The organism is Pseudoalteromonas sp. SWYJ118, from assembly GCF_015864505.1.
GTDB lineage: Bacteria > Pseudomonadota > Gammaproteobacteria > Enterobacterales > Alteromonadaceae > Pseudoalteromonas > Pseudoalteromonas arctica.
In genome coordinates this window covers 478,931-503,615 of sequence record NZ_JADYXC010000001.1, presented here as the reverse complement: position 1 = coordinate 503,615, position 24,685 = coordinate 478,931, and the positions used below count along the sequence as shown (strand labels likewise).

Below are 24,685 nucleotides of genomic sequence, written 5' to 3'. Positions count from 1 at the left end.
AGCTAATTACCACTATCTAAGTTGTATTTTGGTTTTTCGTGCTTAATACCTTTAACTGCCTCTGCAACTTCTGCTGGCATATATTCTTCGTCATGCTTTGCAAGTACTTCAAATGCTTCAATAACATTAGGTTCGATTAATACGCCCTGCGCTACAATGCCTTGCCCCTCACGAAACAAGTCTGGCAATATGCCTTGATAACGCACGGTCACTAATGGACCTGTATCAATTAGCTTAAAGCTTACTTGTAAGCTCTGTTCATTACGCTCAACCGTGCCTGGTACAACCATGCCACCAATACGTAGCTTTTGGCCAATGAATGGTTTTTCTTTATTAGGCCCTTTGCCATCAATAAGTTCGCTTGGCGTATAAAAAAGATTAATATTTTCTTGAAGTGCATAAAGCACTAAACCAATTGATCCACCAATACCAAACAGTACGGCAATAATTACCAATAGGCGCTTTTTACGTCTTGGATTCATGAGGCTTGTTCCTGTTTAGCTTTTTTAATTCGCGCTTCACGTATTATTTGTTGCTCAACTGAAGCCATAATACGTTTAGTATCTCTTAAAGAGTTCACTAAAATACCAAGTAAAATAAGAGCGCATGTACCAAAAGAAAGCCAGATATAGAACCCATAGCCTCCCATTGCAATAAAATCAGAAAAAGAGTCAAACTGCATAATTACCCCTTATTTAACAACAAACGCACCCACGGTCGGTGCTTTTCGCGTTGCAAAATTTCATTTTTAAGACGAATTAAAGTTACTGTTCCTACAAAAGCAGCAAAGGCTAAAATATTAACCATAAGTGGCCAAAACATACTTGGGTCTATTGCTTTGGTGTCTAGTTTTGTAATGCTTGCGCCTTGGTGTAGCGTATTCCACCACTCAACTGAGTAATGAATAATAGGTAAGTTGATTACGCCCACAATAGCTAAAATAGAAGCCGCACGCCCTGCTGACTTCTTATCTTCAAATGCATGATAAAGCGAAAGCACGCCAAGATATAAAAATAATAAAATAAGTTCCGACGTTAAACGCGCATCCCATACCCACCAAGCACCCCACATAGGTTTACCCCATGCAGCGCCAGTAATAAGCGCTATAGCTGTAATACAAGCACCAACAGGCGCTATAGCAATAACGGCAAGTTCGGCATTTCGTAGTTGCCATACAAGTGCAACAACAGCTGCAATAGCCATTGATGAGTAAGCGCCCATAGATAAAATGGCGGAAGGAACATGAATAAAAATGATACGGTAGCTGTCTTTTTGTTGGTAATCGGCAGGTGCAAAACCAAGCCCCCATACCCATCCAACAATCATACTAACTACAGTAACTACGGCAAAATAAGGCAGTAACGTATTGCATAACTGGTATGCACGCTCTGCTTTAGCATAGGGATGTAACCACTTCCACATTAACTTACACTCACTTTTAAAGCTGACGATATGGCAATTGGTGCGCTAATAATAGCAATAAGTAACATTGCACCAAGGATGGCAAGCTGCCCACTATAATCCAGCGACATAGAGCTGGTATCGATAGCCGACGTTGCAAAAATCAAAACAGGAATATACAAAGGCAGTACGAGTAAACTCATCAAAATACCCCCTTTTTGTAATCCTACAGTAAGCCCTGCGCCTATTGCGCCAATAAAGCTCAATAGTGGAGTGCCTAATAATAATGTTAAAACAGTCGCTGTTAACGCCGTACTTTCTAGGTTTAACAACAATGCAAATAGCGGCGTCATTAATACAAGCGGTAAACCTGTTACCACCCAGTGAGCAGCCACTTTAGCAAGTACGGTTAACGATAACGGGTAAGACGATGCAATTAACTGCTCCAATGAGCCATCATTAAAATCATCTCTAAACAGTTTATCCAAGCCCAGCATGGTAGAAAGTAATGCGGCAACCCAAATAATTCCCGGTGCCATTCTCGCTAGTAAACCAGGCTCAGGCCCGATTGCTAACGGAAATAATGAAATTACAATTAAGAAGAACAAAATAGGATTTACAATTTCAGCGCGCTGGCGAAACGCAAGTTTTACATCTTTGGTAAATACCGCACTAAATAGCAACCAATAAGAATGTTGACGAGTCATTAGTGACGATACTCCAGTGTAACCGTTTGCAAGTTACTAAAATGGGTCGTTAAGTCTTGGTGAGTCGTTAATAAAATAGCACCACCGCTTTGTAAGTGTTCAGTAAATCGGTGCTGCAAAAAAGCAACACCGCTTTTATCAAGCGCGGTAAATGGCTCATCAAGTACCCATAATTTAGAATCACTTAACCAAAGCCTAACCAAAGCTACACGTCTTTGTTGTCCAGCAGATAACATTCTAACCGGTACATCTTCAAGTCCAACAAGGCCAAGTTGCGCTAAAATGGGATACAAGTCAGGCTGGTTTATGTAGCCATTAATTTGTAACCAATGACGAACATTTTCAACGGCACTAAGCTGAGTATTTACACCTGTTTTGTGGCCTATAAAGAGTAGTTCTCTGGCATACTCTTCGTAATACTTAGATATAGGCTGTTCTTGAAATAAAACAGCTCCTTCATCAGGCACAGAAAAGCCTGCGATAATACGCAATAGCGATGTTTTACCAGCCCCATTAGGGCCCGCTAATTGCATGATTTGACCGCTATTAAGGCTAAAATTAAGATCCGCAAACAAACAACGATCTTGCTTGATGCAGGTGACGGACTTAATGTGTAACAAGATGACGATTCTCTCTGCCAAAAATTAGGCGTTAGTCTACCATAATGATAGGGTAATACGAATATTGCTTTAAAATCGATTCACTTAAAATAGAGAAAACTTGATTTAAAATAATGAATACGCCAACGCAAATAACATTATCTAATTCATTGGTTATCAATCAATCGACGAACCCTCAAACCAATGAGTTATCGCAATTACCTAATGAGGTACTTGCGGCTAAAAACATTCAATTTTCGAAAGACTCGATTACGCTTGATGTATTTATTGATAAACATTGGCAGACATTAAGACTTGGCACTACAAGCGCACCTCAAAATTTACAAAAAATAGCCAGTGCTAACATACAACTTAATCCCGATGGCAAACAGCTCAACATCACGCCAAACACTACAACCCTTACTTTAAATCAACCAGTACAATTACAGCGTTTATTAAATTATGTAAGCACGGGCACTGAGGTACAAAGCCAACCAATGGATTTACAAGTGGTTATGTCCCCTACCCCAAAATTAGTAATTGATAAACTTAACGCCAGTATTGCCATAAATAAAGACGTAGCGCAGTTACTTTTAACCGAGCAGCCTTTAAAAGTAGTTGTTAGTACTACTAACAAAGGCGCACAGCTTAATGTTATTAATCGCTTTGCAGATACAATTCATACGCAACCACTTAGCCAAACTAAACTTACTAAATTACTCGTGGCCTTATTACCTAGTGCGCAACTTCAAGCAACACCTAAACTAGCTATTTTGACCCATCCTCAAAAGTCAGGTTCGTTTACAACGCCTATTACTAATCAACAAGTTAGTGAACTACCCAATACCCCCATTAAGGTAAATTTAATAAATCAGGCTGATAAATTACTTATTAAAACCGATACTAATAATATAAAAGTGACGCTTAATAACTCATTTTCTAAACCGTTTAACGAGTTACTTTTAGCTCAAAAAAGCAGTGTCCCTGAAATACCTTTTTCTGCGTCCACTATTAAAGCAAGCCCACTGCTTACACCTAATAGCCCAATAAAATCGTGGCTACAAAATAGCTTTAGTGATTTAAAAACGCGAATTAATGATGCAGTTAAATATTTTGAAAGTAAGCCCTTTGCAGCAGCAAATAAATCTGAGTTAATGCCGCCGTCTGCATCATCTGCGATACAAAGGCCGAGCTTAGTTATGCAATTAACAGTATCACCGTTGAATAGAGTGAATATTACCCAAAATGTAAGTACTGCGTTAAATAGTAATACGAGCAATACTTTACCAGAGCACTTTTCAAGACTTCCGCCACTTGTACAATTAACTCAGCAAATAAAAGGAAGTGTTAGTGTTTGGCAATCATCTACAAATATAACAACAGCTAACACGCCAACGCCAAATAATATTACTCAAAATGGAGTGGCGAGCGCTAAGCCAAGTAATTTAAACGCGAGTCAATTGAGTGCTCTGAATATTAGTACTAACAGTAAAGTTGATACGTTAATTAAGCCTACAAGTGAAATTGTTACTAAAGGGCAAATAACCTCTTCAGTGCAACCAGTAATAAACGGCAACAATCAAAACAGTGCAAACTCAGCCACGATTAAAAACATTCTCCCATTAGCAGAGCCGTTATCTAATATTGCCTCTCGTAGTCAAATGCTACAACCAATAGAAGCAAAGCTATTAAGCACATTATTAAAGCTTCCTGATACCACAATCCCTACGGATAGATTAGCTGGTAACAAACAGCTTTTAAGTAGTCAAATTACTGACATTACAAATAGAGCAACAAAAGACACGCCCGATTTAACTCGCTTAATTAACCAAGCATTTAATCGCATGGTCTCAAGTAATAATGTTAACCCTGCGACCATACAGCGTGAAGTATTAGCCACCTTACAACCATCTCAATTAACGGGTGATACACTACAAAGTAGCTTCACTAAAGGACTTGAACACGTTGCAGTGAGTATTTTAGCAGCCCCTATAATTAGCCAATCAGTAACACCGATAAGCTTTAATAACCAAACTGGCTTAGATGCACTTTTACAAGTACTCATACCTACTTTTAAAACAGGAAACGCGGGAGCAAAAATACTTGAGCAACTGCAGCAAGCTCAAGTTCAAGCATTGGCTAGCGAAATCGTACAAGTTAAAAACACACTTACCCAAGTAAGTGTTTCAACACCAAGTCAACAACCAGACACAAACCCGCTTGCACAATTTTTATTACCAATGAAATTGCCGCCTGAGGCCGCCCAAACAGAAATAACATTGGGGCAATATAAAAAGCCAAGCGCAGATAAATTAGAAGATAAAAATGTATGGTTTGTCAGGCTAAACTTTGATTATGCACAGATTGGGCAATTACAGATTACCGCTGAGTTAATGGATAAAGCACTCGATTGCCAGCTATTAGCCTCAAGCCAAGAAGTAAGCGCAATTGCTCACCCTCACTTAGATAATTTAAGATCCAAACTAGCTAAGCATGGTTTACAGGTTGGAGAGCTCAACTTAAAGCGAGGCGATGCAAATAATCAGGCATTTTATAAATCTCATGCAATTATTAATATTAAGGTTTAGTAATGAGTGATACACCTATTAATAAGTCAGCCATTGGGCTTTTATACGAAGCTGGCAACACCCCCACTGTAAGCGTAAAAGGGTTTGGTGAGTTAGCTGACGAAATAATTGCAGCGGCAAAATTAAAAGGAATTATGATCCACGAAGATGCAGCGCTTGCTAAAACGTTGTCGCATTTAAGCTTAGGGGAAGAAATCCCTAAAGAGCTTTATTATGTAATTGCAGAGCTTATTGCGTTTTCGTATGTATTAAGAGGTCAATTTCCGCCAGGCTGGCAAGACTTTCAAGGTAAGTTAAATATTAAAGCGTGAGATTATTTACACGCTTATAACTAAAAAGGCGCTAAGCGCCTTTTTGTTTATGTAGTGAAAATAGTAATTCGGCTTCTGCTCGCGGTAATTCGCATTCGCGTATCACCTCATCGAGGTCCGCACCTAACTCAACCATTTTTACTGCACGAGAGTAAATTTTAGCATCAGGGTCATCGTATTTTTGCGCAGCTTGTTGTTGTATTAAATCTTGATTTTGTTGCTCAACCTCAAGCACTCGCTTACCAATACTTAAAAGCCCTGTTCTAAGCTCTGAAATTTCACTTCGCAAAATATGAGTTTGCTCTGAGCTATCTTTAAGCTGCTGTAATACAGCATTAACTTCATTCACTTGTTTGTTTTTTAATGCAATTATTAGCGCAAGCGATATAAGTCCTACCGCTAACGCTGATATAGCTATACTAAGTAACAGCATAATTTATTTGGTAAAGCTTATATATCGCTTAACTCATCCCATTCATCATCGCTGAGTAACTTGTTTAAATCGACTAAAATCAGTAGCTCATTATCACGATTACAAACGCCTTGAATAAACTTAGCACTTTCTTCAGTACCAACATTTGGTGCACTATCGATCTCAGAGCTGCGTAAATAAACGACTTCAGATACGCTGTCGGCTAAAATGCCGATAACTTGCTCTTCAGCTTCAATAATTAATATACGAGAATTATCGGTTGCATCAGCAGCTAACAAACCAAAACGTGCACGAGTATCAATAACAGTTACAACGTTACCGCGTAAGTTAATAATACCAATAACGTAAGAAGGTGCACCTGGTACAGGGGCTATCTCTGTATAACGAAGTATTTCTTGTACTTGCATTACATTTACGCCGTAGGTTTCTTCCTCTAGCTTAAACGTAACCCACTGTAAAATTTCATCATTATTATCTGCGTTTTTATTTGCTGACAGTAATTTATCTTGATTCATGCTATTACCCCGTAATGGTCATTACTACTGACGGCTATCTAAGCCTTTCTCTAATAATATATTTAAATTATCTACATCTATTAAAGCACACATTTTTTCTTTTATAACACCAGCAAGCCATGGGCGCTTACTTTTATTTGTACGCCATTTTACATCTTCTTTACTCAATGTAATGTTATTTATCAACTTTTCAGCTAATAAGCCCCACTGGCTATCACCTAAGGTAATTAAATACTGATAATCTAAAGACGCCTCTAATTTATCATCATACTTTTCTGGCATTACCCAACGAGCAGTATCAACAACATTAAGCTTTTCTTCTCTGTTGAGCATAACGCCTTTAAACCACTTTGGCTTACCAAATAAATGATTTACTTCACCTAGTTGATGTATACCGCCTAATGCTTTTAATGGCACAGCCAATGTTAAACCAGCAACTTCAAAAAATAATGCCTGAAATTCACCATCAAAATAGTCAGATTGGCTAGTGGTTATAATCTGTGGTTCTGGTTCTTCTGTAATCGTACTTATCGGCTCTATTACTTCATCGTCAATGGCTTTATTAACTTTTTCGGCTTCAAAAATAGGTTCAACTATTGGCTTAATTTCAGAATTAAGTAAGTCTTGATCAAATATTTTTTCTGCCGCTTTTATCTGTTCTTTTGGTTTTAAATGAATATGTTCTTGCTGCGAGTCGTGTGGCATTTGCTCAAGTAATTTTGCGACTGGCTCAAGGTTATCTACAGGCTCGTCTTCACATAACAAAGCCCCTAGGTATTGTTTCATTACTTTTTCATTAGCAAATAATTGCTTACTCATTCATTAACCTTGTTCAATTAAATATTCTAGCAGTGCTTTATATGCGTATACACCACGCGAACGAGGACAATACTCTACAGGCACTTTTTGCGCAAAGCTTGCATCTCTAAATTTAGTATCTACCGGTATCACACCTGGCCAGACTTTATCACCATACGTACTTTGCAGTGTTTTATATGCTTCTAACGATGCTTTAGTACGTTTATCATACATAGTAGGGATTATAGTATATTGATAATCTTTCGCTTGAGAGGTTTGCATTAATTCCATAGTGCGCATCATTCTATCAAGCCCTTTCAGTGCTAAAAATTCCGTTTGCACTGGCACTAAAATTCGCTCACTTGCTGCAAGCGCATTAACCATTAACACTCCTAAAACTGGGGGGCAATCTAAAATGGCATAATCGTAATGTTCACTGATTTTTGCAAGCGCTTTTTTTAGTATTAATCCCATACCTGTTTTATTACCCATGCTTCTATCAAGCGTGGCTATCGCCATTGTTGCGGGTAAAATATCTAGGTTTTCAAGCGTTGATGGGCATAAAGCTTGAAGTATCTCTTCACTTTGCATGCTCGTGCCACGCGCAAAAATATCATATACGCTGACTTCCAAATCTTCTGAGTCAATGCCAAAGTAATAAGTGAGTGATGCATGAGGGTCTGTATCAATAAGCAACACACGCTTACCCTGCAAAGCTAAAATACCAGCAAGGCTCACTGCTGTTGTTGTTTTACCAACACCACCTTTTTGATTTGCGACAGTCCAAATCTTCACATTACATCCTAATTACTGTTCATTGCGCGTTGTTATGCGAATACCACCATGAGGCAAACGAATTATTTTTATTGTATCGTCATCTGAAGGGAGCTCAATTTCAGGCTCTTCCGCTACTGGCTTAACGGCTTGTTCATCACCTTTAATGTCTTGTATCGGTGGTAAACCATACTTAGAAAGTGCAATAACAACTTTACGATTTTCTGCTCGCCCTTGTTCTGTATCGTTACTTACAAAAGGTGAATATTGACCATAACCTTCTATCGCCATTCTGGCAGAATTAATACCTAATGCTTCCAGCTCTACTAAAATAGATGTTGCTCTAGCAACCGAGAGTTCCCAATTTGAGCGAAATATTTCATTGCGAATACTTTCATCATCAGTATAGCCACGCACCCTAATATAGTTATCTACTGGAGCAATAATATCTTTAACAATTTTGACGACTTGCTTTGCCCTAGAGTGTGCAACTGAGCTACCACTTGAAAATAACATACCTGAGCTTAGCTCTATAATCAGCCAATCTTGATTAAGCTCTAAACTGGCTTCTCCATCACGAATTTCATCAATAAGCGCTGACTGCAGCTTAGCAAGTAAGCTATCGAGTGGTTTTCCTAAATATTTTTGTTGTATGTTACTTGTATCACTTTGACCGTCGAGTAACTCTGGACCTTGTTCTTCTTTTAAAATACTTTCACCATAAAGAACTTCTTGTTCAGGTGTCACTCTATCAGTCAATATTCCATTACCATTGACGCCCTCACCTTGCTGGGAGTGCTGGCGGGCAGATTTATCAAAAACGTGTTCAAGGGAGTCTGACAATATTTGAAATTGTTCTTCTTTGTTAATCGCTATCGCATACAGCACCACAAAAAAAGCAAACATAATGGTCATGTAATCGGCATACGATACAAGCCAACGCTCTGTATGTTGACTTTTAGGAGCAGAGTGACGAAGTCGTCGGCGTAGCATGTTATTCGTCCACTAAATTAGGACGCTCTACACGGTAGGCTTCAAGCTTTAATTCTATATTTACTGGGCTTTCGCCAACGCTTATCGCAATCACACCTTCGGCAAGCATTTCATGGTAAAGCATTTTTTGCTCTACACGCTGTTTTAACTTATTTGCCATAGGTAAAAACAATAAATTAGCTAAACCAACACCATAAATGGTCGCGATAAATGCCGTTGCAACGCCTGCACCAAGCATTTGTGGATCGGTAATAAACGACATTGCCTGTATTAAACCAAGCACAGCACCTAAAATACCAATGGTAGGACTGTAGCCCCCCATCGCTTCATAAACACGTGCGGCTTCAAGCAAGCGATCGCGTTCTAGCAGTAAATCAATTTCAAGCGTGTCACGTATTTTTTGCTCTGAGCAGCCATCTACAAGCAAGCTTAAACCTTTTGCTGCATATGCATCTGGGTGAGCTAGCGCTTCGTTTTCAAGCGCTAAGTAACCTTCTTGACGTGCCTTATGAGACCATCGCTTAACTTGCTCTATTGCATCTTCAATATCATATTGTGGCGCAACAAAAACCCAAGAGCTCATATTTAGCATTTTTTTAAAGGTACTTGCTGATGTTTGTAACATAACAGCGCCAAGCGTGCCGCCTAATACAATAATAAGGGCAGGACCATTAAATAAAGCAGAAACAACGCCGCCTTCTAAAGAGTAACCTAGACCTATTGCACCCAGTGCTACAAATAGTCCAAATATTGAGAGTTTATCCACAACCTACCTCTCTCTTGATACGTGCTGCAACATCGCTTAATGCTAAGCTTTCACTCGAAAGCCCCGCATTAGCAATGGCTTGAGGCATTCCATAAACAACACAGCTTTTCTCATCCTGTGCCCAAATAGTTGCACCCGTTTGCTTTAACATTCTTGCACCGTCACGTCCATCAGCGCCCATGCCTGTTAAAACAATAGCAAGCACATCGCCTTGATACGTTTTTGCTGCACTGGCAAACGTTACATCTACACTCGGTTTATAACTTATTCTCTCGCTATGATCTTCAAATACGCGCAGTGTTCTATTTGCACCACGCCCTTCTACCATCATCTGCTGTCCGCCAGGCGCTAGATAAGCCGTTCCTGGTTGTAAGCGGTCACCTTGTTGCGCTTCTTTCACTTTTATTTGGCACAGACCATTTAAGCGTGCTGCGAAAGCAGGTGTAAAAGCCGCAGGCATATGCTGAATAAGTAAAATAGGGTGAGGGAAATTAGCTGGCAATTGAGTCAGTATAGTTTGTAGTGCAACAGGGCCACCTGTAGAAGTGCCAATAGCCACAAGCTGGTATTGCTTTCCACTTGCTCGCATTGAGGCAATATTTGAACCTGACGATGTTGTAGGGGCTGCTCTTTGAAAGCTTCTATCGGGTTGTTTTATCGAAGGTGTTAGTGTGTTTGTTCTTTGCGAAAGTGAGCTTGTTATCGGTTTAGTTGATATTACTGGCTTAGGTGGTGTTGCAGCTTTAAACGTTCGCGGTAAACGTCTTCGCCCTATATCTTTCACTTTATTTTGTAAAAGCTTTATAGCGTCTTCATTATTGCGAGCGATGTCTTCAAATTTTTTCGGTAAAAAATCCATTGCTCCAGCATCTAGCGCATCAAACGTTGCTGTTGCGCCATCACGTGTTAGTGATGAAAACATTAAGATCGGGGTTGGATTACTCGCCATTATCTCTTTAACTGCACTAATACCATCAAGCACAGGCATTTCGACATCCATAGTGATCATATCTGGACGTAGCTGAGCTGCTTTTTCAACAGCTTCTCTGCCATTCACAGCAAAGCCTATAACTTGTATGTCGCTATCTTGCTCAAGAATTTCGCTTACCCTGCGGCGAAAAAAGCTTGAATCATCAACAACTAAAACTTTAACGGCCATTTAGCTCTCTTATTAAATTTATGCGTAGGTATATATTAAATATATACCTACTTTATTATTAGCCTGCGTAATGTTTTAACATGTTTGGAACGTCTAAAATCAGTGCAATGCCACCATCCGAAGTTATTGTAGCACCTGCCATACCTGGTGTTCCTTGAAGTAACGCATCAAGCGGCTTAATCACTACTTCTTCTTGGCCAATTAATGAGTCAACAACAAAACCAATTTGCTGCGTACCAATTTGCACAATAACTACATGGCCTTTTGCTTTTCGCTGTGAACGATCTGAGCCTTTAACTAACCAGTGCTCGAGGTAGAATAACGGTATTGCCTTTTTACGCACAATAATTGTTAATTGCCCATCAACCACATTTGTTTTCGTTAAATCTAAGTTGAATATTTCACTAACACCTGCAAGTGGTAACGCAAATGTTTGTGCGCCAACAATTACCATTAAGGTCGGTAATATGGCTAAGGTAAGTGGTACTTTTATCTCTAAAATAGTACCTACACCTAACTCAGATTGAATACTTACAGAGCCGTTTAATTGGGTGATTTTAGTTTTCACCACATCCATTCCAACACCACGACCTGAAATGTCAGATATCTCTTCTTTTGTAGAAAAGCCAGGTGCAAAAATTAGGTTGTATGCTTCAGTGTCAGAAAGTCGACTCGCTTGATCGTGATCGAGCACGCCTTTACTAATTGCTATTTTTTTCAGTTTCTCAGCATCCATACCAGCGCCATCATCTTTAATGGTCAACAAAATATGGTCGCCTTCCTGAGACGCTGATAAAGTAACATTACCTGTTCTAGGCTTACCGGCAGCCTCACGAACAGCTGGCATTTCAATACCGTGGTCAACTGAGTTTCGAACTAAATGCACAAGCGGATCGGCTAGTGCTTCCACTAAGTTTTTATCTAAATCGGTTTCTTCACCTACAAGTTGTAAGTCAATGTCTTTGTTTAAGCTGCGTGCTAAATCGCGTACTACGCGAGGGAAACGACCAAATACCTTTTTAATTGGTTGCATTCGCGTTTGCATAACCGCGCCTTGAATATCAGCAGTCACTACATCTAAGTTAGAGATTGCTTTACCCATTGCTTCACTGTCTGAATTGGTCGCTAAACTAACCAAACGATTTCGCACAAGTACTAACTCACCAACCATATTCATAATTTGGTCAAGTCGTTTTGTATCTACGCGAACTGTCGTCTCTGCTGCTGGTGGCGCTGATTTTTTAGGCGTTGCTGGCGCTGCTTTAGCAACCGGTTTTTCTACCGGTTTAGAAGCGGGTGCTTTTACAGGTTCTGGTTTTTTTACAGGCACACTCGCTTTTGCAGCTGGTTTAGCTGGGATATTGGGCTGTTTCACAGCTGGAGTGCTTTCTATTGATTTAGGTGCAGTGCCTTTACCATGAAGTTCATCAAGAAGCGCTTCAAATTCATCATCACTAATTTCATCATCTGATGAATTAGCAGTATTTGACGCTGGTTTAGCTGGTTCTACAGGTGCTTTAACTACACTACTTTGGTCAGGTGCTTTACTCTCAACCTCACCAAAACTGCCAACTCCATGTAACTCGTCTAATAAGCTGTCAAATTCATCATCAGTAATATCACCATTAAAATCACTGCTACTTGCTACTGGCTTTTCAACTGCAGGACCTTGTCCTTTACCGTGTAGTTCATCAAGTAAGTTTTCAAATTCATCTTCAGTGATTTCGTTTATTTCAGCATCACTAACCGAAGGAGTTCCGCTAAACATTTCATCAAATGCAAATGGATCTTCCTCATCAGCTATTGGCGTATCAACTACTTCATCAAGAGGTTGTTCAACGTCAGTTTCTGAAGCGACTCCGTTAAGCTCGGCTTCTGTTGGAGGTAGGCCCAAAATATGGAGGGTTTGAAGTAACTCAGGATCTGCTGGTTCTGGCTTATCCCTATTTTGGATAGTCGCGAACATTTCATTAATGGTGTCGAGCGCTTGTAAAATAACATCCATTAACTCTGAATTGACCGTTCGCACGCCTTGACGTAGTAAATCAAATACGTTTTCAGCGCCGTGGCAAGCATCAACAAGTTCTGTCATAGCTAAAAAACCTGCACCACCTTTTACAGTGTGAAAGCCTCTAAATATGGCATTTAGTAACTCGGTATCTTCTGGATTATTTTCCAGTTCAACTAACTGTTCAGATAAAAGCTCTAGGATTTCTCCTGCCTCTACAAGAAAGTCTTGTAAAATATCTTCATCGACTTCAAACATGCAGTTACTCTCCTCTTAGAAGCCCAAACTTGATAAAAGATCATCGACTTCATCTTGATCAGATACAACATCATTACGCGATTCTTTATCAATAATAGGGCCTTCAGGACCTGCTAAAGTTTGTGTGGCAACTGGTTCTTTTATTTTTTGTTGTTCTACTTTATTCGCTGTGTTGTCACTGTCATCTTGTTCAGCAAACGCTGTTAAAAGATGAAGTAAGCTTTCTTCTACTTCTCTAACAAGTTCTATAACACGGCGAATAACTTGACCTGTTAAGTCTTGATAGTCTTGAGCCATTAGTACATTTGTCATTAAGCTTTGAAGCTCATCCGTTTTATGATGAGAGTTATTCATAAACTTATCGATACTATGGCAAAGTTGTTTAAACTCACCAAGCTCAATCTCCCGGCTCATTAAACGATCCCATGTCGGTTTGATATGAGATATTTCATCTGCAAGTTGCTGAGCTATAGGTAAACTAGCCTCAACAGCATCCATTGTTTTATTAGCCGCATTTTCTGTCATTTCTATAACATAATTAAGCCGCTTTTTAGCATCTGGAATCGCATCTGTCGTTATGTTAGTTAAGCGAGTATCAAGCTCAAAGCTTTTAAGTGCTTCGTGCAGTTGACGAGTCAACTTCCCAACTTCAGCAAATAATTTAGACTGCTCTTGCGAAGCTGTCTCTAAAATCAACTGATTAGCTTTATCTTGCTCATCGTTTTCTAAATAAATGACGAGTTGACGAGCTTGTTCTAACGTTATTTGAGGCGCAGCTGGTGCTGACATAAGCCTCTCCCCCATCATTAGCCTAAGCGTTCAAATACTTTTTCTAATTTAGTTTTTAATGTTCCAGCCGTAAATGGCTTAACAATATAACCATTAACGCCAGCTTGCGCTGCAGCTATTATTTGTTCTTTTTTAGCTTCTGCCGTTACCATCAATACAGGGATATGTTTTAACTTATCATCTGCACGAATTGCTCTTAAAAGGTCAATACCTTGCATTCCCGGCATATTCCAATCTGTAACCACAAAATCAAATACTTGATTTTGTAACATAGGCAAAGCTGTAGACCCGTCATCAGCTTCTTGAACATTAGTGAAACCTAAGTCACGTAATAGGTTTTTTATAATTCGTCTCATCGTTGAAAAATCATCAACTACAAGAATTTTCATGTTTTTATCCAAAACATCCCCCAGTGAGGTATTAACCTTAGTTTACTTACTACTAGTTTATCCAGTCATTGATTTTAGCTTTAAGCTTAATCATCGCCTGACCATGTATCTGACTTACACGCGATTCGCTTACATCGAGTATATGTCCTATTTCTTTTAAATTCATTTCATCGTTATAGTATAAAGAAAGTACCATTGCATCACGCTCTGGTAATGACTTTATTGCATTTAGCAAAGACTCATTAAACCGATCATTTTTAACATTATTAAAAGGTTTGTCTAGCGCTAAATCTTGGCCTACGGGAGTAATAACATCCTCATCTACACCAAGGTCTTCTATGCCTAATACTTTACTGGTATTAACATCATTTAAAATATGATGGTACTCATTGAGTGAAATTTCAAGTTTTTCAGCAACTTCTATATCTGTTGGTTCGCGATTCAAACTGCTTTCGAGCCCAGTAATTGCTTCTGCAACTTGTCGGCTTTTACGGTGTACTGAACGAGGAGCCCAATCACCACGGCGCATTTCATCAAGCATAGCCCCGCGAATACGAATACCGGCGAAGGTTTCAAAGCTTGCGCCTTTTGTTGCATCAAAGTTTTTTGAAGCTTCTATTAAACCTATCATTCCTGATTGAATTAAATCATCAAGCTGAACGCTAGGTGGTAATCGAGCAATTAGATGACATGCCACTTTTTTAACAAGTGATGCATGTTTCTCAACAATCACATTTAAGTTTTGTGTTGATTGATATCCCATAGCTCTATTCACCAATGTTGTCATAATTAGCCGTTTACTAGTTTCTCAATGAAAAACTCTAAATGCCCAGATGGTTGATTTGGTATTGGCCATTTAACTGCTTTTGTCGCCAGCGCTTTAAACGCGAGAGCGGCTGGCGAACTTGGAAAGAGCTCAACAATCACCTTTTGGCGACGTGTTGCTTTGCGCATATTTTCGTCATAAGGAACCGTTGCTACTAGCTCCATTGAAACATCTAAAAAGCGATCGGTAACTTTAGATAGTTTTGCAAACAATTCAGTGCCTTCACGCATACTGCGGACCATATTGGCAACAATTTTGAACTTATAAACACCGTGCTCGCGGCTTAATACTTTAATAAGTGCGTAAGCATCGGTTATTGATGTTGGTTCATCGCACACTACAACCATTACATCTTGTGCTGCTCGTGAGAAGCTTAGCACCATGTCTGAAATACCAGCGGCTGTATCTACAATTAAAATATCAAATTCGGTATTCAATTCGCTAAATGCACGAATTAGCCCGGCATGCTCAGATGGCGATAATTCAACCATACTTTGCGAGCCCGATGTAGCAGGTACAATTTTAATACCAGCAGGCCCTTCAACTAAAATCTCGTCAAGCTCACATTCACCTGACAAAACGTGTGATAAATTGCGCTCTACACGTAAACCAAGCATCACATCACAGTTTGCTAAACCTAGGTCAGCATCCAGCACTAATACTCTATTACCTTGTTGCCCTAGTGCAATAGCGGTATTTAGAGAAACATTTGTTTTCCCCACCCCACCTTTACCACCGGTTACAGCGATAACTTTTACGCCGTTGTTATTGTTTTGACTCATTTTGCGCAGGCCGCTTGCTTGATCTAATACTGTGTTAATCATACATCCCTACTGTACTTGGCGCCACTGCTTGGTGCCTTGAATGTTGTGCTTTTGTTCTTTTTAAATATAACTGCTCAGCCTTTTTCACTAGTTTTTCAGCATTTGCAACACGAATATCTTCTGGCACTCGTTGACCGTTAGTAAGATACCCTATTGGAAGGCGATTTTGAATCGCAATACTAATAATCTCACCCAAACTTAATGATTCATCTAACTTAGTGAAAATACAACCACTTAACTGTACTTTTTTAAAGTGACGTACTGTTTCTTGTAATACATTAATTTGTGCCGTCGCGCTTAGTACTAAGTAGCTGCGAATATCCACACGTTGGTTACGCATTAACGTGTTTAACTGCTCAGTTAAACGTAAATCTCGCTGACTCATACCTGCTGTATCAATTAATACTAGACGTTTATTTCGTAAATGATATAAAACTTCAGCTAATTCATTAGCATCTTTAACTTGCTTTACACCACAACCAATAATACGGCCGTAAGTAGCAAGCTGTTCATAAGCACCAATTCTGTATGTATCAGTGGTTATTAAGGCCACTTTATCAGCGCCATATTTTTGTGCGCCTAACGCTGCAAGCTTAGCAACTGTTGTTGTTTTACCAACACCTGTTGGACCCACTAACGCATATACACCACCTTGGCGAAGTATTTCATTATTGGTTGTTTGCATTTGATCTTCGACCATCGTTAACAACGCTTTCCAGCCTTGCTTACGAGATACATCATCAGGTACAAAACATGCCATTTGTTGCGCTACTTCTTTATCAATACCCATACCGACTAAGCGGTCAACCATGCAAGCGCGTGTTGGATCGCGACGCGCCATATCTTGCTGCATTAAGCCCGATACTTGATGCTCAAGCAATTGACGAATTGCGTTCATTTCTTCACGCATTGTTGTCATTTCTTCGCTTTCATTATTGGGTGTTTGTTGGCGAGCAGTTACTGGACTATCTAAATCATCAAAGTCGCTGTCTAAATCATCAAAACCTAAGCTATCCGCTTGAGTTTGTGGACGAACTGGCGCTGCATTTTCAGGAGCAAACATATTTTTAGTACGCTGTTCCATAACTGGTTCTTGATAGTTATCTGTAGTATCAATACCTGATTGTGAAAACATTGATGCAAGTTCAGGGGAGCGAGGACGCGGTGATTGGCGCTCTAATAAAGCTTGTAGGCTGTCAGCCACTTTTGCCTGCGGCTCTGGTTTGGCACGCTGAGGCTCTGGTTTTACAAAATTATGCATACTTTGCTGTGGAGCTTGAGCACGCGGCTCTGCAGTACGTTGTGGTTGCGCTGCTACTTTAGGGGCTGCTTTGTCATAATCAACTGCCGCTACAATTTCTACACCGTTAGCCAGCTTCTTATTTGACATAATAACCGCATCAACACCTAACTCATCTTTAACTTCTTTAAGTGCTGTGCGCATATCTTTAGCAAAAAAACGTTTAATTTTCATGATTCAACCCCTGTTAAAATCTTATTGTTGGCCTACAGAGCTAACAATCTTGATCTGTCTTTCGTCTGGTACCTCTTGATAAGACATCACTCTCAATCCTGGAATGGTGTACTTAACAAAACGAGATAACACAGTGCGTAACATTCCTGACGTTAGCAATATAGAAGGTTCACCGGCCATTTCTTGATTTTGATGCGCTTGTGTCAATGACACTTGAAGTCGCTCTGCAAGTCCAGGCTCAATACCGGCACCTTCATCGCCTGCATTTTGTAATGACTGATGCAACATCTGTTCCAACTCAGGTGCCAAGGTTATGACAGGGATTTCTGATGACATGCCCACCGCATCTTGAACAATTAACCTACGCAGAGAAATACGCACTGCAGCCGTTAATACATCAGGGTCTTGGCTACGCGGACCATACTCAACAAGGGTTTGAACAATTGAGCGCATATCGCGAATAGCTACACCTTCATTCAATAAATTTTGCAGTACTTTTACAATTGCAGTTAATGGCAGCACATCAGGTACTAGTCCTTCTACTAAGCGAGGATGGCTTTTAGCAAGCATATCAAGCAGGTTTTGAACTTCTTCATGCCCTAGTAGCAACGCCGCACTGTTAGTTAATAACTGGCTAATATGAGTGGCGACTACCGTGGCTGAATCTACAACGGTATAACCTAGTGATTGCGCTTCATCTTTTTGATCAGGCTTGATCCATACTGCATCAAGGCCAAACGCAGGATCTTTAGTTTCAACCCCTTTAATAGGACCAAATACTTGCCCTGGGTTAATCGCTAGCTCGTCGCCATGTTTAAGTTCGCTTTCACCGGTTGAAACACCCATTAGCGTTATTCTGTAAGCATTTGGATCAAGCTCTAAATTATCGCGAATATGAACAGGTGGTACTAAAAAACCAAGTTCTTGAGAAAGCTTTTTACGTACACCTTTAATACGATTAAGTAGCTCACCACCTTGAGATTGATCTACCAACGGAATTAATCTGTAACCTACTTCTAGGCCAATTACGTCAACCTGCTGAACATCATCCCAACCAAGTTCTTTTTGCTCTTGTTTATTGGCAATACCTGTTGCAGCGCTTCCGCCACTGGCGGCTTCTTCGGCTTCTGCTGCAGCGGCTTTTAACTTAGTTTGCTGTGTGTAGTAAGCTAAATAACCCAATAACGCACCTAAACTTAAAAAAGCAAAATGCGGCATACCAGGCACTAAACCCATGATGATCAAAATACCTGAAGCAATAAAGAGTGATTTTTCGTTACCTAGTTGTTTCTTAAATTGATCACCCATATTGAGCGACTCATTTTGACGTGTTACAACAATCGCGGTACCAATTGAAAGCAGTAAAGAAGGGAGTTGAGCAACTAAGCCATCACCAATGGTAAGTAATGTATATACTTCCATTGCGTTGCCAAAACTCAAATTATGTTGAATCATACCGACAAATAAACCACCAACAATATTGATGATTAATATAACAATACCTGCAATGGCATCGCCTTTTACAAATTTACTCGCACCATCCATTGAGCCGTAAAAATCGGCTTCGCGAGTTACTTCCTCGCGGCGGTCACGCGCTTGCTCAGCACTGATAAAACCAGCGTTTAAATCGGCGTCGATTGCCATTTGTTTACCCGGCATTGCATCAAGGGTGAAACGTGCAGATACCTCAGAAATACGCCCAGCACCTTTGGTAATTACCACAAAGTTAATAATAATAAGGATTAAAAATACGACCAAACCAACTGCGTAGTTACCACCAATAACAACTGAGCCAAACGCTTCAATTACTTTACCGGCAGAATCACCACCATTATGACCTTCAAGTAATACAACTCGAGTGCTGGCAACGTTAAGCGCTAAACGCATAATCGTAGCGATTAGTAATACAGAGGGGAATATACCAAACTCAACCGGCTTCATCGTGTAAACAGTCACGAGTAAAACCACTAATGCGAGGGCAATATTAAACGAGAAAAGGATATCGAGTAAAAATGGCGGTAACGGTAAGATCACCATTCCCAAGGCTGCAAGCACAAGCAAAGGAGTACCTACCCCTTTGGCATAGTCTTTTTTGTCTCTGTTAAGTTGTTGTAATACCGCTTTAAAACTCATAATTCTACAATTTCAAAAAATTGACACTACGTAGAATTAGCAATAACTATTCCAAGTTACTAAGTTAACGGTTTAATACTTGTAGGCATCGGGGATTGGGAGCTTGTTATTGAGCTTAGTTGGACGTTTACCGCGCCCTTTATTAAAGCGCTTAAGCTGAAATACATACGCTAAAACTTGCGCTACTGCAGTAAATAGCTGATCAGGTATTTGCTCTCCTACTTCAGCCGTATGATAAAGCGCTCGGGTCAACATAGGGGATTCTAAAATAGGTACTTCATTCCCTATTGCTACTTTTCTAATTTGCATCGCCATTTCATCGATACCCTTAGCAAGCACTATTGGCGCTCCTGCGCGCTCTGTATCGTATTTTAATGCTACTGAGTAGTGAGTTGGGTTGGTAACAATAACATCAGCGTCAGGGACATCTTGCATCATACGATTTTGCGACATTTGCCTTTGTGTTTGCCTAATACGCGCTTTTATTTGTGGGTCACCTTCAGAGTTTTTATACTCATCTTTAATCTCTTGCATTGTCATTTTAAGTTGTTTGTTATGGTTATAACTTTGAAATGGTGCATCAATAGCCGCAATAATAATTAAAGTGCATGAAAGGCCTAAAAACATCCAGCCTAAAATCTCTAAGGCATGGATAATATTACCTGGTGCACTTTCTAAACTTAAATGCAGTATTTCATCAAAATAGGTATTAATTAAAAATATAGCAAAACTTGCAACCAAACCAAATTTTAAAAGTGACTTTACAAGCTCAATAGCCGCTTGCGGGCCAAACATACGTTTAAAGCCTTTCATTGGCGACATTTTACTTGCTTTAGGTGCAGCGGCTTCCCAGCTAAAATTAAAACCACCTAATAACGTATTACCAATAAATGCAGCCAAAACTATAATTAATACAAACATAGCCATAGGAAACATTAAAGCGTCTGCAACCTCTCCCCATACGGCAAACATTTTAGTGGTATCAAAGGCTTCGTTGCGATTTAAGCTAAGGGTTCGGCCCATTACATTGTATAAACCTTTGCCAATTTCTGGCCCATACATCAAAAGCGATATAGCCGAAAAAATAAGTACAAACATGGTGCCTAGCTCTTTTGAGCGCGCTATTTGGCCTTTCTTTTTAGATTCTTCAAGTTTTTTGGATGTGGGTTCTTCTGTTTTTTCTTGTCCTGAGTCTTCAGACATGACTTTCTCCTAAGGTGAGCAACCAACTAAAGTACACATTAGCTCAACCATTTTTAACCATTGAAACTCAAACTGAGTAACAAAGTTACCTAGTGTCGCCCAAATAATAATAAGTCCCGCTACCAAGGTAAACGGAAAACCAATAGAGAAAATATTTAATTGCGGTGCTGCACGCGTCATAATACCAAACGACATATTAATAACGAGCATCGCGGTAAGCGGCGCAAGTGAGAGTACAAGTGCTGTAGTAAACATCCAGCCACCCCAGGTCACTATGTCCCAGTAATGATCTACAGACCACCATGTGCCATCAATGGGTAGCACTTGAAAACTATGCACCACCATTTGAATCATCATTAAATGACCGTTAAAAGCAAAAAATAATAGGGTGGCCAAAATAAGGAAAAACTGGCCCACAGCAGGCACACTCGCGCCATTAGAAGGGTCAATAACCGAAGCAAAACCTAAACCGGTTTGCATCGCGAGTATTTGCCCTGCTAACACAAAGGTATTTAATAAAAGTATAGATGCAAAACCAATAGCAACACCAATCAGCATTTGTTGAATAACGACTAAAATCATCTCAAACGAAAATAAATTAGTGAATGTAGCTGGCGGCAGAACAGGAACTACAACAAAAGTTACAACAACCGATAAACCCATTTTTATACGTGTAGGAACATTTTTAGCCCCCAAACCAGCCATAATCATAATCATTGAGCTAATGCGTACCAGCGGCAACAAAAAATCGCTCAACCATTGAATAACGACAGCAAAGGGGTATTCCACGTTTAACCTGCAATTTCAGGAATAAGTAATACTAGGCGAGTAAAAAAGTCCATTAGCTCTTGAGTAAGCCAATGCCCACCCACAATAAGCGCACTAATGGTAATTAATAAACGAGGTAAAAAGCTCAATGTTTGTTCATTGATAGACGTTGCGGCCTGAAACACAGCAACAACTAAACCAATAATTAAGCCTGGGACTACAATTGCAGACACCAGCTTAATAACTAAAAAAAGAGCGTCACTTAGGATATCAACAAAAATTTCCGGTTCCATGTTGTACTCCTATTGTTGGGTCATGTTAATGCTTTGCATACTAAGTCCCTAAACCAAAGCTTTTGGCTAGAGTCCCCATCACTAAGCTCCAACCGTCTACAAGTACAAATAACATAATTTTAAACGGTAAGGACACAATCATGGGTGAAAGCATCATCATACCCATCGCCATTAATACCGAGGCGACCACTAAATCAACAATTAAAAATGGGATAAAAAACATAAACCCTATTATAAATGCGGTTTGCAATTCGCTGGTTACAAAGGCAGGTATAAGCACTATTAACGGTGTATCTTGTGGCGAATCTAGCTGATCATAACCGGCAATTTTAGCAAACGTTTCTAAATCCTTTAAACGCACTTGTGAAAGCATAAAGGCTTTCATTGGCTCTTTAGCCAGCTCTAAAGCTTGTACTGAAGTAACCTGCTCATTTAAGTAAGGTTCTATAGCTCGCTCGTTTACCTGCTGATAAATAGGCGACATTATAAAAATACTTAGAAAAAGCGACATCCCTAATAACACTTGGTTCGACGGTGTTTGCTGCAAACCAATCGCTTGGCGCAAAATGGCGAGTACAACAATTATTCGTGTAAAGGAGGTCATCATAATTATGGCAGCCGGTATAAAACTCAGCGCCGTCATAATTGCTAAAACTTGTAACGTTACTGAGTAATCTTGTGTGCCATCAGCGTTTGTTGTAATAGTAAGCGCATCAATTCCTTCTGCGCTTACATTTGGTACAAACACCATGGCAAAAATAATAAGCAGCCACTTTGTCATAGGTTTAATTCTTTTTATTTTGGTTTGATTGCGGGTTTAAAAGTTTACCAAATCGTTTAGCTAATTCAGGTAGTTCTTTTTCACTTAATGGAGTTTCTAACTTGTGTAAGTAATTAATACTGTGGGGAGTTACACCAAGTAAATGCTGAGCATTATCTATCTCAACAACCATTAAACGCTCGCGAGAACCCAAAGGTAGACTTCTGACTACTTTAAATTCATCGCTGTTTGCTAAATTTGGATTAAGCTTTTTAACAAAAAATGCCAGCACAATAATTAGTACTAGCACCATTACAAGCGACAGCACCATAGAGAGTATATCTCCAGTAGGTGTTGCCACATCTGCTTTTGAAAAAACGGAACTCGTTAAAGCAACTAATAAGCTCATCGTAGTTTTTTGATCCGCTCTACTTGGCTTATCACGTCAGTTAAGCGAATACCAAACTTGTCGTTTACTACAACTACTTCACCATGGGCTATCAAAGTACCATTAACTAGCACGTCTAGCGGCTCGCCCGCAACACGGTCAAGCTCAACAACAGAGCCTTGGTTAAGTTGCAATAAGTTACGAATATTAATTTTAGAGCGTCCTACTTCCATTGAAATAGTAACGGGGATATCTAAAATAGTGTCGAGTTTTCGTTTTTCATCGCCACTCATTTCGTGTTTTGAATCACTTAACTCATCAAGCTCTGCAACATGTGCTTCGCTACTATCATCTGGAGCTTCGGCTTCTGCTAATGCTGCTGCCCATTCATCCATTGTGTCTTGATCATCGCTCATACTTTTAACCTTTTAATCAATTACCAGTCTAAGTCTACACCGTCAGAGAGGTGTAAATCATCTTCTAGTTCTGCTAATTCTGCATCTGAGTCAATTTTCTTGCCGCCTTTGGTAAATACATGCAGCTCAGATTTAACTGAATCAGGTCGTTTAATTTTTTCACTAATTTGAAGCGCAACATTATCGCGAGAGCGACCCATTTTGGCTCTAAATGTAGGTAGTTCTTCAACAAACACGGTTATATGCTCAGGCATTTCAACCGGAATAATATCACCGGCTTTGAGTTCCATAATTTGTTTTAAGGTTAAATCAACTTCAAGTAACTGAGTTGATATTTCAACCTCTACATCCATTATTTCATCGCGAAGCGCTTTGCTCCAACGTAAATCAGTATCTTCAGTATCAGACTGAACACCCGCATCTAACAGCTCTCGAATTGGCTCAAGCATTGAATACGGAAGTGCAATATGAAAATCGCCACCGCCACCATCGAGCTCAATATGAAAAGAACTAATAACCACAACCTCAGTTGGGCTTACAATATTAGCCATAGCTGGGTTTACTTCAGAATCGAGATATTCAAACGATACATCCATAACCGGTGCCCAAGCTTCTTTATAATCTTCAAAGATTATTTTAAGGAGCATTTGTACAATTCGGCGCTCTGTTGGCGTAAATTCTCGGCCTTCTATTTTTGCATGATAACGCCCGTCACCACCAAAAAAGTTATCTACCAAAATAAACACAAGTCGTGCTTCCATGGTAATCAGGCCAGTGCCTTTTAAAGGTCTAAAACGCACCATATTTAAACTGGTTGGAACAAATAAAGTATGAATATACTCGCCAAACTTAATCATTTGCACGCCGTTAATAGACACCTCTGCGGTGCGGCGCATCATGTTAAATAGGCTAATTCGCATATGACGAGCAAAGCGTTCATTAACAATTTCCAGCGTCGGCATACGACCACGCACGATCCGATCTTGCGAAGAAAAATCGTACTGAAGCGTACTTCCCCCGCCATCTTCACCTTCGTGTATATCTTCCTCTTCAACGTCATCAACGCCATGTAATAGCGCATCAATTTCGTCTTGGGATAATAAATCGCTCAC

The 24,685-nt window shown here is 39.8% G+C and carries 28 protein-coding genes; 2 read left to right on the top strand and 26 right to left on the bottom strand.

Going from position 1 to position 24,685, the window contains the following annotated elements; all coding sequences use genetic code 11:
* Positions 1 to 2: 2 nt before the first annotated feature.
* The 5 genes from ccmE to ccmA are packed head-to-tail and all read right to left on the bottom strand — an operon-like array spanning position 3 to position 2,728.
* Complete coding sequence (ccmE, locus tag I6F48_RS02360; protein WP_007585848.1) at positions 3 to 482, bottom strand: cytochrome c maturation protein CcmE; 480 nt, start codon at positions 480 to 482, stop codon at positions 3 to 5.
* Positions 479 to 682, bottom strand: coding sequence for a heme exporter protein CcmD (gene ccmD / locus I6F48_RS02355; protein ID WP_007585846.1), 204 nt, complete (start codon positions 680 to 682; stop codon positions 479 to 481). Before ccmD ends, ccmE begins: the two co-directional genes overlap by 4 nt.
* Positions 683 to 684: 2 nt before the next feature.
* Complete coding sequence (locus I6F48_RS02350; RefSeq protein WP_007585844.1) at positions 685 to 1,422, bottom strand: heme ABC transporter permease; 738 nt, start codon at positions 1,420 to 1,422, stop codon at positions 685 to 687.
* Positions 1,422 to 2,108, bottom strand: a complete 687-nt coding sequence (gene ccmB, locus I6F48_RS02345; RefSeq protein ID WP_024608159.1) for a heme exporter protein CcmB — start codon at positions 2,106 to 2,108, stop codon at positions 1,422 to 1,424. The genes I6F48_RS02350 and ccmB overlap by 1 nt, the downstream gene beginning before the upstream one ends.
* Complete coding sequence (ccmA, locus tag I6F48_RS02340) at positions 2,108 to 2,728, bottom strand: cytochrome c biogenesis heme-transporting ATPase CcmA (RefSeq protein ID WP_165728705.1); 621 nt, start codon at positions 2,726 to 2,728, stop codon at positions 2,108 to 2,110. The genes ccmB and ccmA overlap by 1 nt, the downstream gene beginning before the upstream one ends.
* A 113-nt stretch (positions 2,729 to 2,841) precedes the next feature.
* On the opposite strand from ccmA, the gene fliK reads away from it, so the two are divergent.
* Positions 2,842 to 5,295 carry a flagellar hook-length control protein FliK gene (fliK, locus tag I6F48_RS02335; protein ID WP_197118704.1) on the top strand — a complete coding sequence of 818 codons (2,454 nt, stop codon included), beginning with the start codon at positions 2,842 to 2,844 and terminating at the stop codon, positions 5,293 to 5,295.
* 2 nt (positions 5,296 to 5,297) lie between these two features.
* On the top strand, positions 5,298 to 5,606 hold the full coding sequence (locus I6F48_RS02330; protein WP_024589934.1) for an EscU/YscU/HrcU family type III secretion system export apparatus switch protein: 309 nt from the start codon (positions 5,298 to 5,300) through the stop codon (positions 5,604 to 5,606).
* A 31-nt stretch (positions 5,607 to 5,637) separates the two neighbouring features.
* Here I6F48_RS02330 and I6F48_RS02325 read toward each other — a convergent pair whose 3' ends face one another.
* The 21 genes from I6F48_RS02325 to fliM all read right to left on the bottom strand — a co-directional run bounded on the left by I6F48_RS02325 (position 5,638) and on the right by fliM (position 24,685).
* Positions 5,638 to 6,039: a DUF2802 domain-containing protein gene (locus I6F48_RS02325; RefSeq protein ID WP_024589935.1), complete on the bottom strand. Its 402-nt coding sequence runs from the start codon at positions 6,037 to 6,039 to the stop codon at positions 5,638 to 5,640.
* 17 nt (positions 6,040 to 6,056) lie between these two features.
* A complete protein-coding gene (locus I6F48_RS02320; RefSeq protein WP_002959294.1) occupies positions 6,057 to 6,554 on the bottom strand; it encodes a chemotaxis protein CheW in 498 nt (165 codons plus the stop codon).
* A gap of 24 nt (positions 6,555 to 6,578) precedes the next feature.
* Positions 6,579 to 7,373, bottom strand: coding sequence for a chemotaxis protein CheW (locus I6F48_RS02315; RefSeq protein ID WP_007585828.1), 795 nt, complete (start codon positions 7,371 to 7,373; stop codon positions 6,579 to 6,581).
* Positions 7,374 to 7,376: 3 nt separating this feature from the next.
* Complete coding sequence (locus I6F48_RS02310; protein WP_007585827.1) at positions 7,377 to 8,147, bottom strand: ParA family protein; 771 nt, start codon at positions 8,145 to 8,147, stop codon at positions 7,377 to 7,379.
* Positions 8,148 to 8,159: 12 nt separating this feature from the next.
* Positions 8,160 to 9,119 carry a flagellar motor protein MotB gene (locus I6F48_RS02305; RefSeq protein ID WP_007585826.1) on the bottom strand — a complete coding sequence of 320 codons (960 nt, stop codon included), beginning with the start codon at positions 9,117 to 9,119 and terminating at the stop codon, positions 8,160 to 8,162.
* A 1-nt stretch (position 9,120) separates the two neighbouring features.
* The gene (locus tag I6F48_RS02300; RefSeq protein WP_165739544.1) at positions 9,121 to 9,885 is read right to left on the bottom strand and encodes a flagellar motor protein; all 765 of its coding nucleotides are present in this window, start codon (positions 9,883 to 9,885) and stop codon (positions 9,121 to 9,123) included.
* Positions 9,878 to 11,044: a protein-glutamate methylesterase/protein-glutamine glutaminase gene (locus I6F48_RS02295; RefSeq protein ID WP_165721592.1), complete on the bottom strand. Its 1,167-nt coding sequence runs from the start codon at positions 11,042 to 11,044 to the stop codon at positions 9,878 to 9,880. Before I6F48_RS02295 ends, I6F48_RS02300 begins: the two co-directional genes overlap by 8 nt.
* A gap of 58 nt (positions 11,045 to 11,102) precedes the next feature.
* Positions 11,103 to 13,310 carry a chemotaxis protein CheA gene (locus I6F48_RS02290; protein ID WP_197118703.1) on the bottom strand — a complete coding sequence of 736 codons (2,208 nt, stop codon included), beginning with the start codon at positions 13,308 to 13,310 and terminating at the stop codon, positions 11,103 to 11,105.
* Positions 13,311 to 13,325: 15 nt separating this feature from the next.
* Positions 13,326 to 14,099, bottom strand: a complete 774-nt coding sequence (locus I6F48_RS02285; RefSeq protein WP_007585814.1) for a protein phosphatase CheZ — start codon at positions 14,097 to 14,099, stop codon at positions 13,326 to 13,328.
* 17 nt (positions 14,100 to 14,116) lie between these two features.
* On the bottom strand, positions 14,117 to 14,500 hold the full coding sequence (gene cheY, locus I6F48_RS02280) for a chemotaxis response regulator CheY (protein ID WP_008132609.1): 384 nt from the start codon (positions 14,498 to 14,500) through the stop codon (positions 14,117 to 14,119).
* Positions 14,501 to 14,540: 40 nt separating this feature from the next.
* Positions 14,541 to 15,251, bottom strand: a complete 711-nt coding sequence (locus I6F48_RS02275; protein ID WP_165728742.1) for an RNA polymerase sigma factor FliA — start codon at positions 15,249 to 15,251, stop codon at positions 14,541 to 14,543.
* 26 nt (positions 15,252 to 15,277) lie between these two features.
* Positions 15,278 to 16,138, bottom strand: coding sequence for a MinD/ParA family ATP-binding protein (locus I6F48_RS02270; RefSeq protein WP_007585809.1), 861 nt, complete (start codon positions 16,136 to 16,138; stop codon positions 15,278 to 15,280).
* Positions 16,131 to 17,612 (bottom strand): flagellar biosynthesis protein FlhF, encoded by a 1,482-nt coding sequence (flhF, locus tag I6F48_RS02265; protein WP_007585808.1) that lies wholly within the window; start codon positions 17,610 to 17,612, stop codon positions 16,131 to 16,133. The genes I6F48_RS02270 and flhF overlap by 8 nt, the downstream gene beginning before the upstream one ends.
* 21 nt (positions 17,613 to 17,633) lie before the next feature.
* Positions 17,634 to 19,745, bottom strand: coding sequence for a flagellar biosynthesis protein FlhA (flhA, locus tag I6F48_RS02260; RefSeq protein WP_010553901.1), 2,112 nt, complete (start codon positions 19,743 to 19,745; stop codon positions 17,634 to 17,636).
* 72 nt (positions 19,746 to 19,817) lie between these two features.
* A complete protein-coding gene (gene flhB, locus I6F48_RS02255) occupies positions 19,818 to 20,948 on the bottom strand; it encodes a flagellar biosynthesis protein FlhB (protein WP_007585806.1) in 1,131 nt (376 codons plus the stop codon).
* A gap of 9 nt (positions 20,949 to 20,957) precedes the next feature.
* The gene (gene fliR, locus I6F48_RS02250; protein ID WP_007585805.1) at positions 20,958 to 21,737 is read right to left on the bottom strand and encodes a flagellar biosynthetic protein FliR; all 780 of its coding nucleotides are present in this window, start codon (positions 21,735 to 21,737) and stop codon (positions 20,958 to 20,960) included.
* Between the two features lie 2 nt (positions 21,738 to 21,739).
* Positions 21,740 to 22,009 (bottom strand): flagellar biosynthesis protein FliQ, encoded by a 270-nt coding sequence (gene fliQ / locus I6F48_RS02245; RefSeq protein WP_002959325.1) that lies wholly within the window; start codon positions 22,007 to 22,009, stop codon positions 21,740 to 21,742.
* Between the two features lie 40 nt (positions 22,010 to 22,049).
* Positions 22,050 to 22,790 (bottom strand): flagellar type III secretion system pore protein FliP, encoded by a 741-nt coding sequence (gene fliP, locus I6F48_RS02240; protein WP_165725378.1) that lies wholly within the window; start codon positions 22,788 to 22,790, stop codon positions 22,050 to 22,052.
* 4 nt (positions 22,791 to 22,794) lie between these two features.
* Positions 22,795 to 23,178 carry a flagellar biosynthetic protein FliO gene (gene fliO, locus I6F48_RS02235; protein WP_007377952.1) on the bottom strand — a complete coding sequence of 128 codons (384 nt, stop codon included), beginning with the start codon at positions 23,176 to 23,178 and terminating at the stop codon, positions 22,795 to 22,797.
* A complete protein-coding gene (gene fliN / locus I6F48_RS02230) occupies positions 23,175 to 23,573 on the bottom strand; it encodes a flagellar motor switch protein FliN (protein WP_007585803.1) in 399 nt (132 codons plus the stop codon). Before fliN ends, fliO begins: the two co-directional genes overlap by 4 nt.
* A gap of 20 nt (positions 23,574 to 23,593) precedes the next feature.
* Positions 23,594 to 24,685, bottom strand: a complete 1,092-nt coding sequence (fliM, locus tag I6F48_RS02225; protein ID WP_007585802.1) for a flagellar motor switch protein FliM — start codon at positions 24,683 to 24,685, stop codon at positions 23,594 to 23,596.

Bases quoted from the DNA above. Each gene is read 5' to 3' on its own strand.
- ccmB (WP_024608159.1), bottom strand. From the start codon at position 2,108: ATGACTCGTCAACATTCTTATTGGTTGCTATTTAGTGCGGTATTTACC.
- I6F48_RS02320 (WP_002959294.1), bottom strand. From the start codon at position 6,554: ATGAATCAAGATAAATTACTGTCAGCAAATAAAAACGCAGATAATAAT.
- fliO (WP_007377952.1), bottom strand. From the start codon at position 23,178: ATGAGCTTATTAGTTGCTTTAACGAGTTCCGTTTTTTCAAAAGCAGAT.
- flhB (WP_007585806.1), bottom strand. From the start codon at position 20,948: ATGTCTGAAGACTCAGGACAAGAAAAAACAGAAGAACCCACATCCAAA.
- ccmE (WP_007585848.1), bottom strand. From the start codon at position 482: ATGAATCCAAGACGTAAAAAGCGCCTATTGGTAATTATTGCCGTACTG.
- ccmD (WP_007585846.1), bottom strand. From the start codon at position 682: ATGCAGTTTGACTCTTTTTCTGATTTTATTGCAATGGGAGGCTATGGG.
- fliN (WP_007585803.1), bottom strand. From the start codon at position 23,573: ATGAGCGATGATCAAGACACAATGGATGAATGGGCAGCAGCATTAGCA.
- I6F48_RS02275 (WP_165728742.1), bottom strand. From the start codon at position 15,251: ATGGGATATCAATCAACACAAAACTTAAATGTGATTGTTGAGAAACAT.
- fliK (WP_197118704.1), top strand. From the start codon at position 2,842: ATGAATACGCCAACGCAAATAACATTATCTAATTCATTGGTTATCAAT.
- I6F48_RS02325 (WP_024589935.1), bottom strand. From the start codon at position 6,039: ATGCTGTTACTTAGTATAGCTATATCAGCGTTAGCGGTAGGACTTATA.
- I6F48_RS02350 (WP_007585844.1), bottom strand. From the start codon at position 1,422: ATGTGGAAGTGGTTACATCCCTATGCTAAAGCAGAGCGTGCATACCAG.
- I6F48_RS02305 (WP_007585826.1), bottom strand. From the start codon at position 9,119: ATGCTACGCCGACGACTTCGTCACTCTGCTCCTAAAAGTCAACATACA.
- fliP (WP_165725378.1), bottom strand. From the start codon at position 22,790: ATGACAAAGTGGCTGCTTATTATTTTTGCCATGGTGTTTGTACCAAAT.
- I6F48_RS02295 (WP_165721592.1), bottom strand. From the start codon at position 11,044: ATGGCCGTTAAAGTTTTAGTTGTTGATGATTCAAGCTTTTTTCGCCGC.
- I6F48_RS02285 (WP_007585814.1), bottom strand. From the start codon at position 14,099: ATGTCAGCACCAGCTGCGCCTCAAATAACGTTAGAACAAGCTCGTCAA.
- flhF (WP_007585808.1), bottom strand. From the start codon at position 17,612: ATGAAAATTAAACGTTTTTTTGCTAAAGATATGCGCACAGCACTTAAA.
- I6F48_RS02315 (WP_007585828.1), bottom strand. From the start codon at position 7,373: ATGAGTAAGCAATTATTTGCTAATGAAAAAGTAATGAAACAATACCTA.
- flhA (WP_010553901.1), bottom strand. From the start codon at position 19,745: ATGAGTTTTAAAGCGGTATTACAACAACTTAACAGAGACAAAAAAGAC.
- I6F48_RS02270 (WP_007585809.1), bottom strand. From the start codon at position 16,138: ATGATTAACACAGTATTAGATCAAGCAAGCGGCCTGCGCAAAATGAGT.
- fliQ (WP_002959325.1), bottom strand. From the start codon at position 22,009: ATGGAACCGGAAATTTTTGTTGATATCCTAAGTGACGCTCTTTTTTTA.
- I6F48_RS02330 (WP_024589934.1), top strand. From the start codon at position 5,298: ATGAGTGATACACCTATTAATAAGTCAGCCATTGGGCTTTTATACGAA.
- I6F48_RS02290 (WP_197118703.1), bottom strand. From the start codon at position 13,310: ATGTTTGAAGTCGATGAAGATATTTTACAAGACTTTCTTGTAGAGGCA.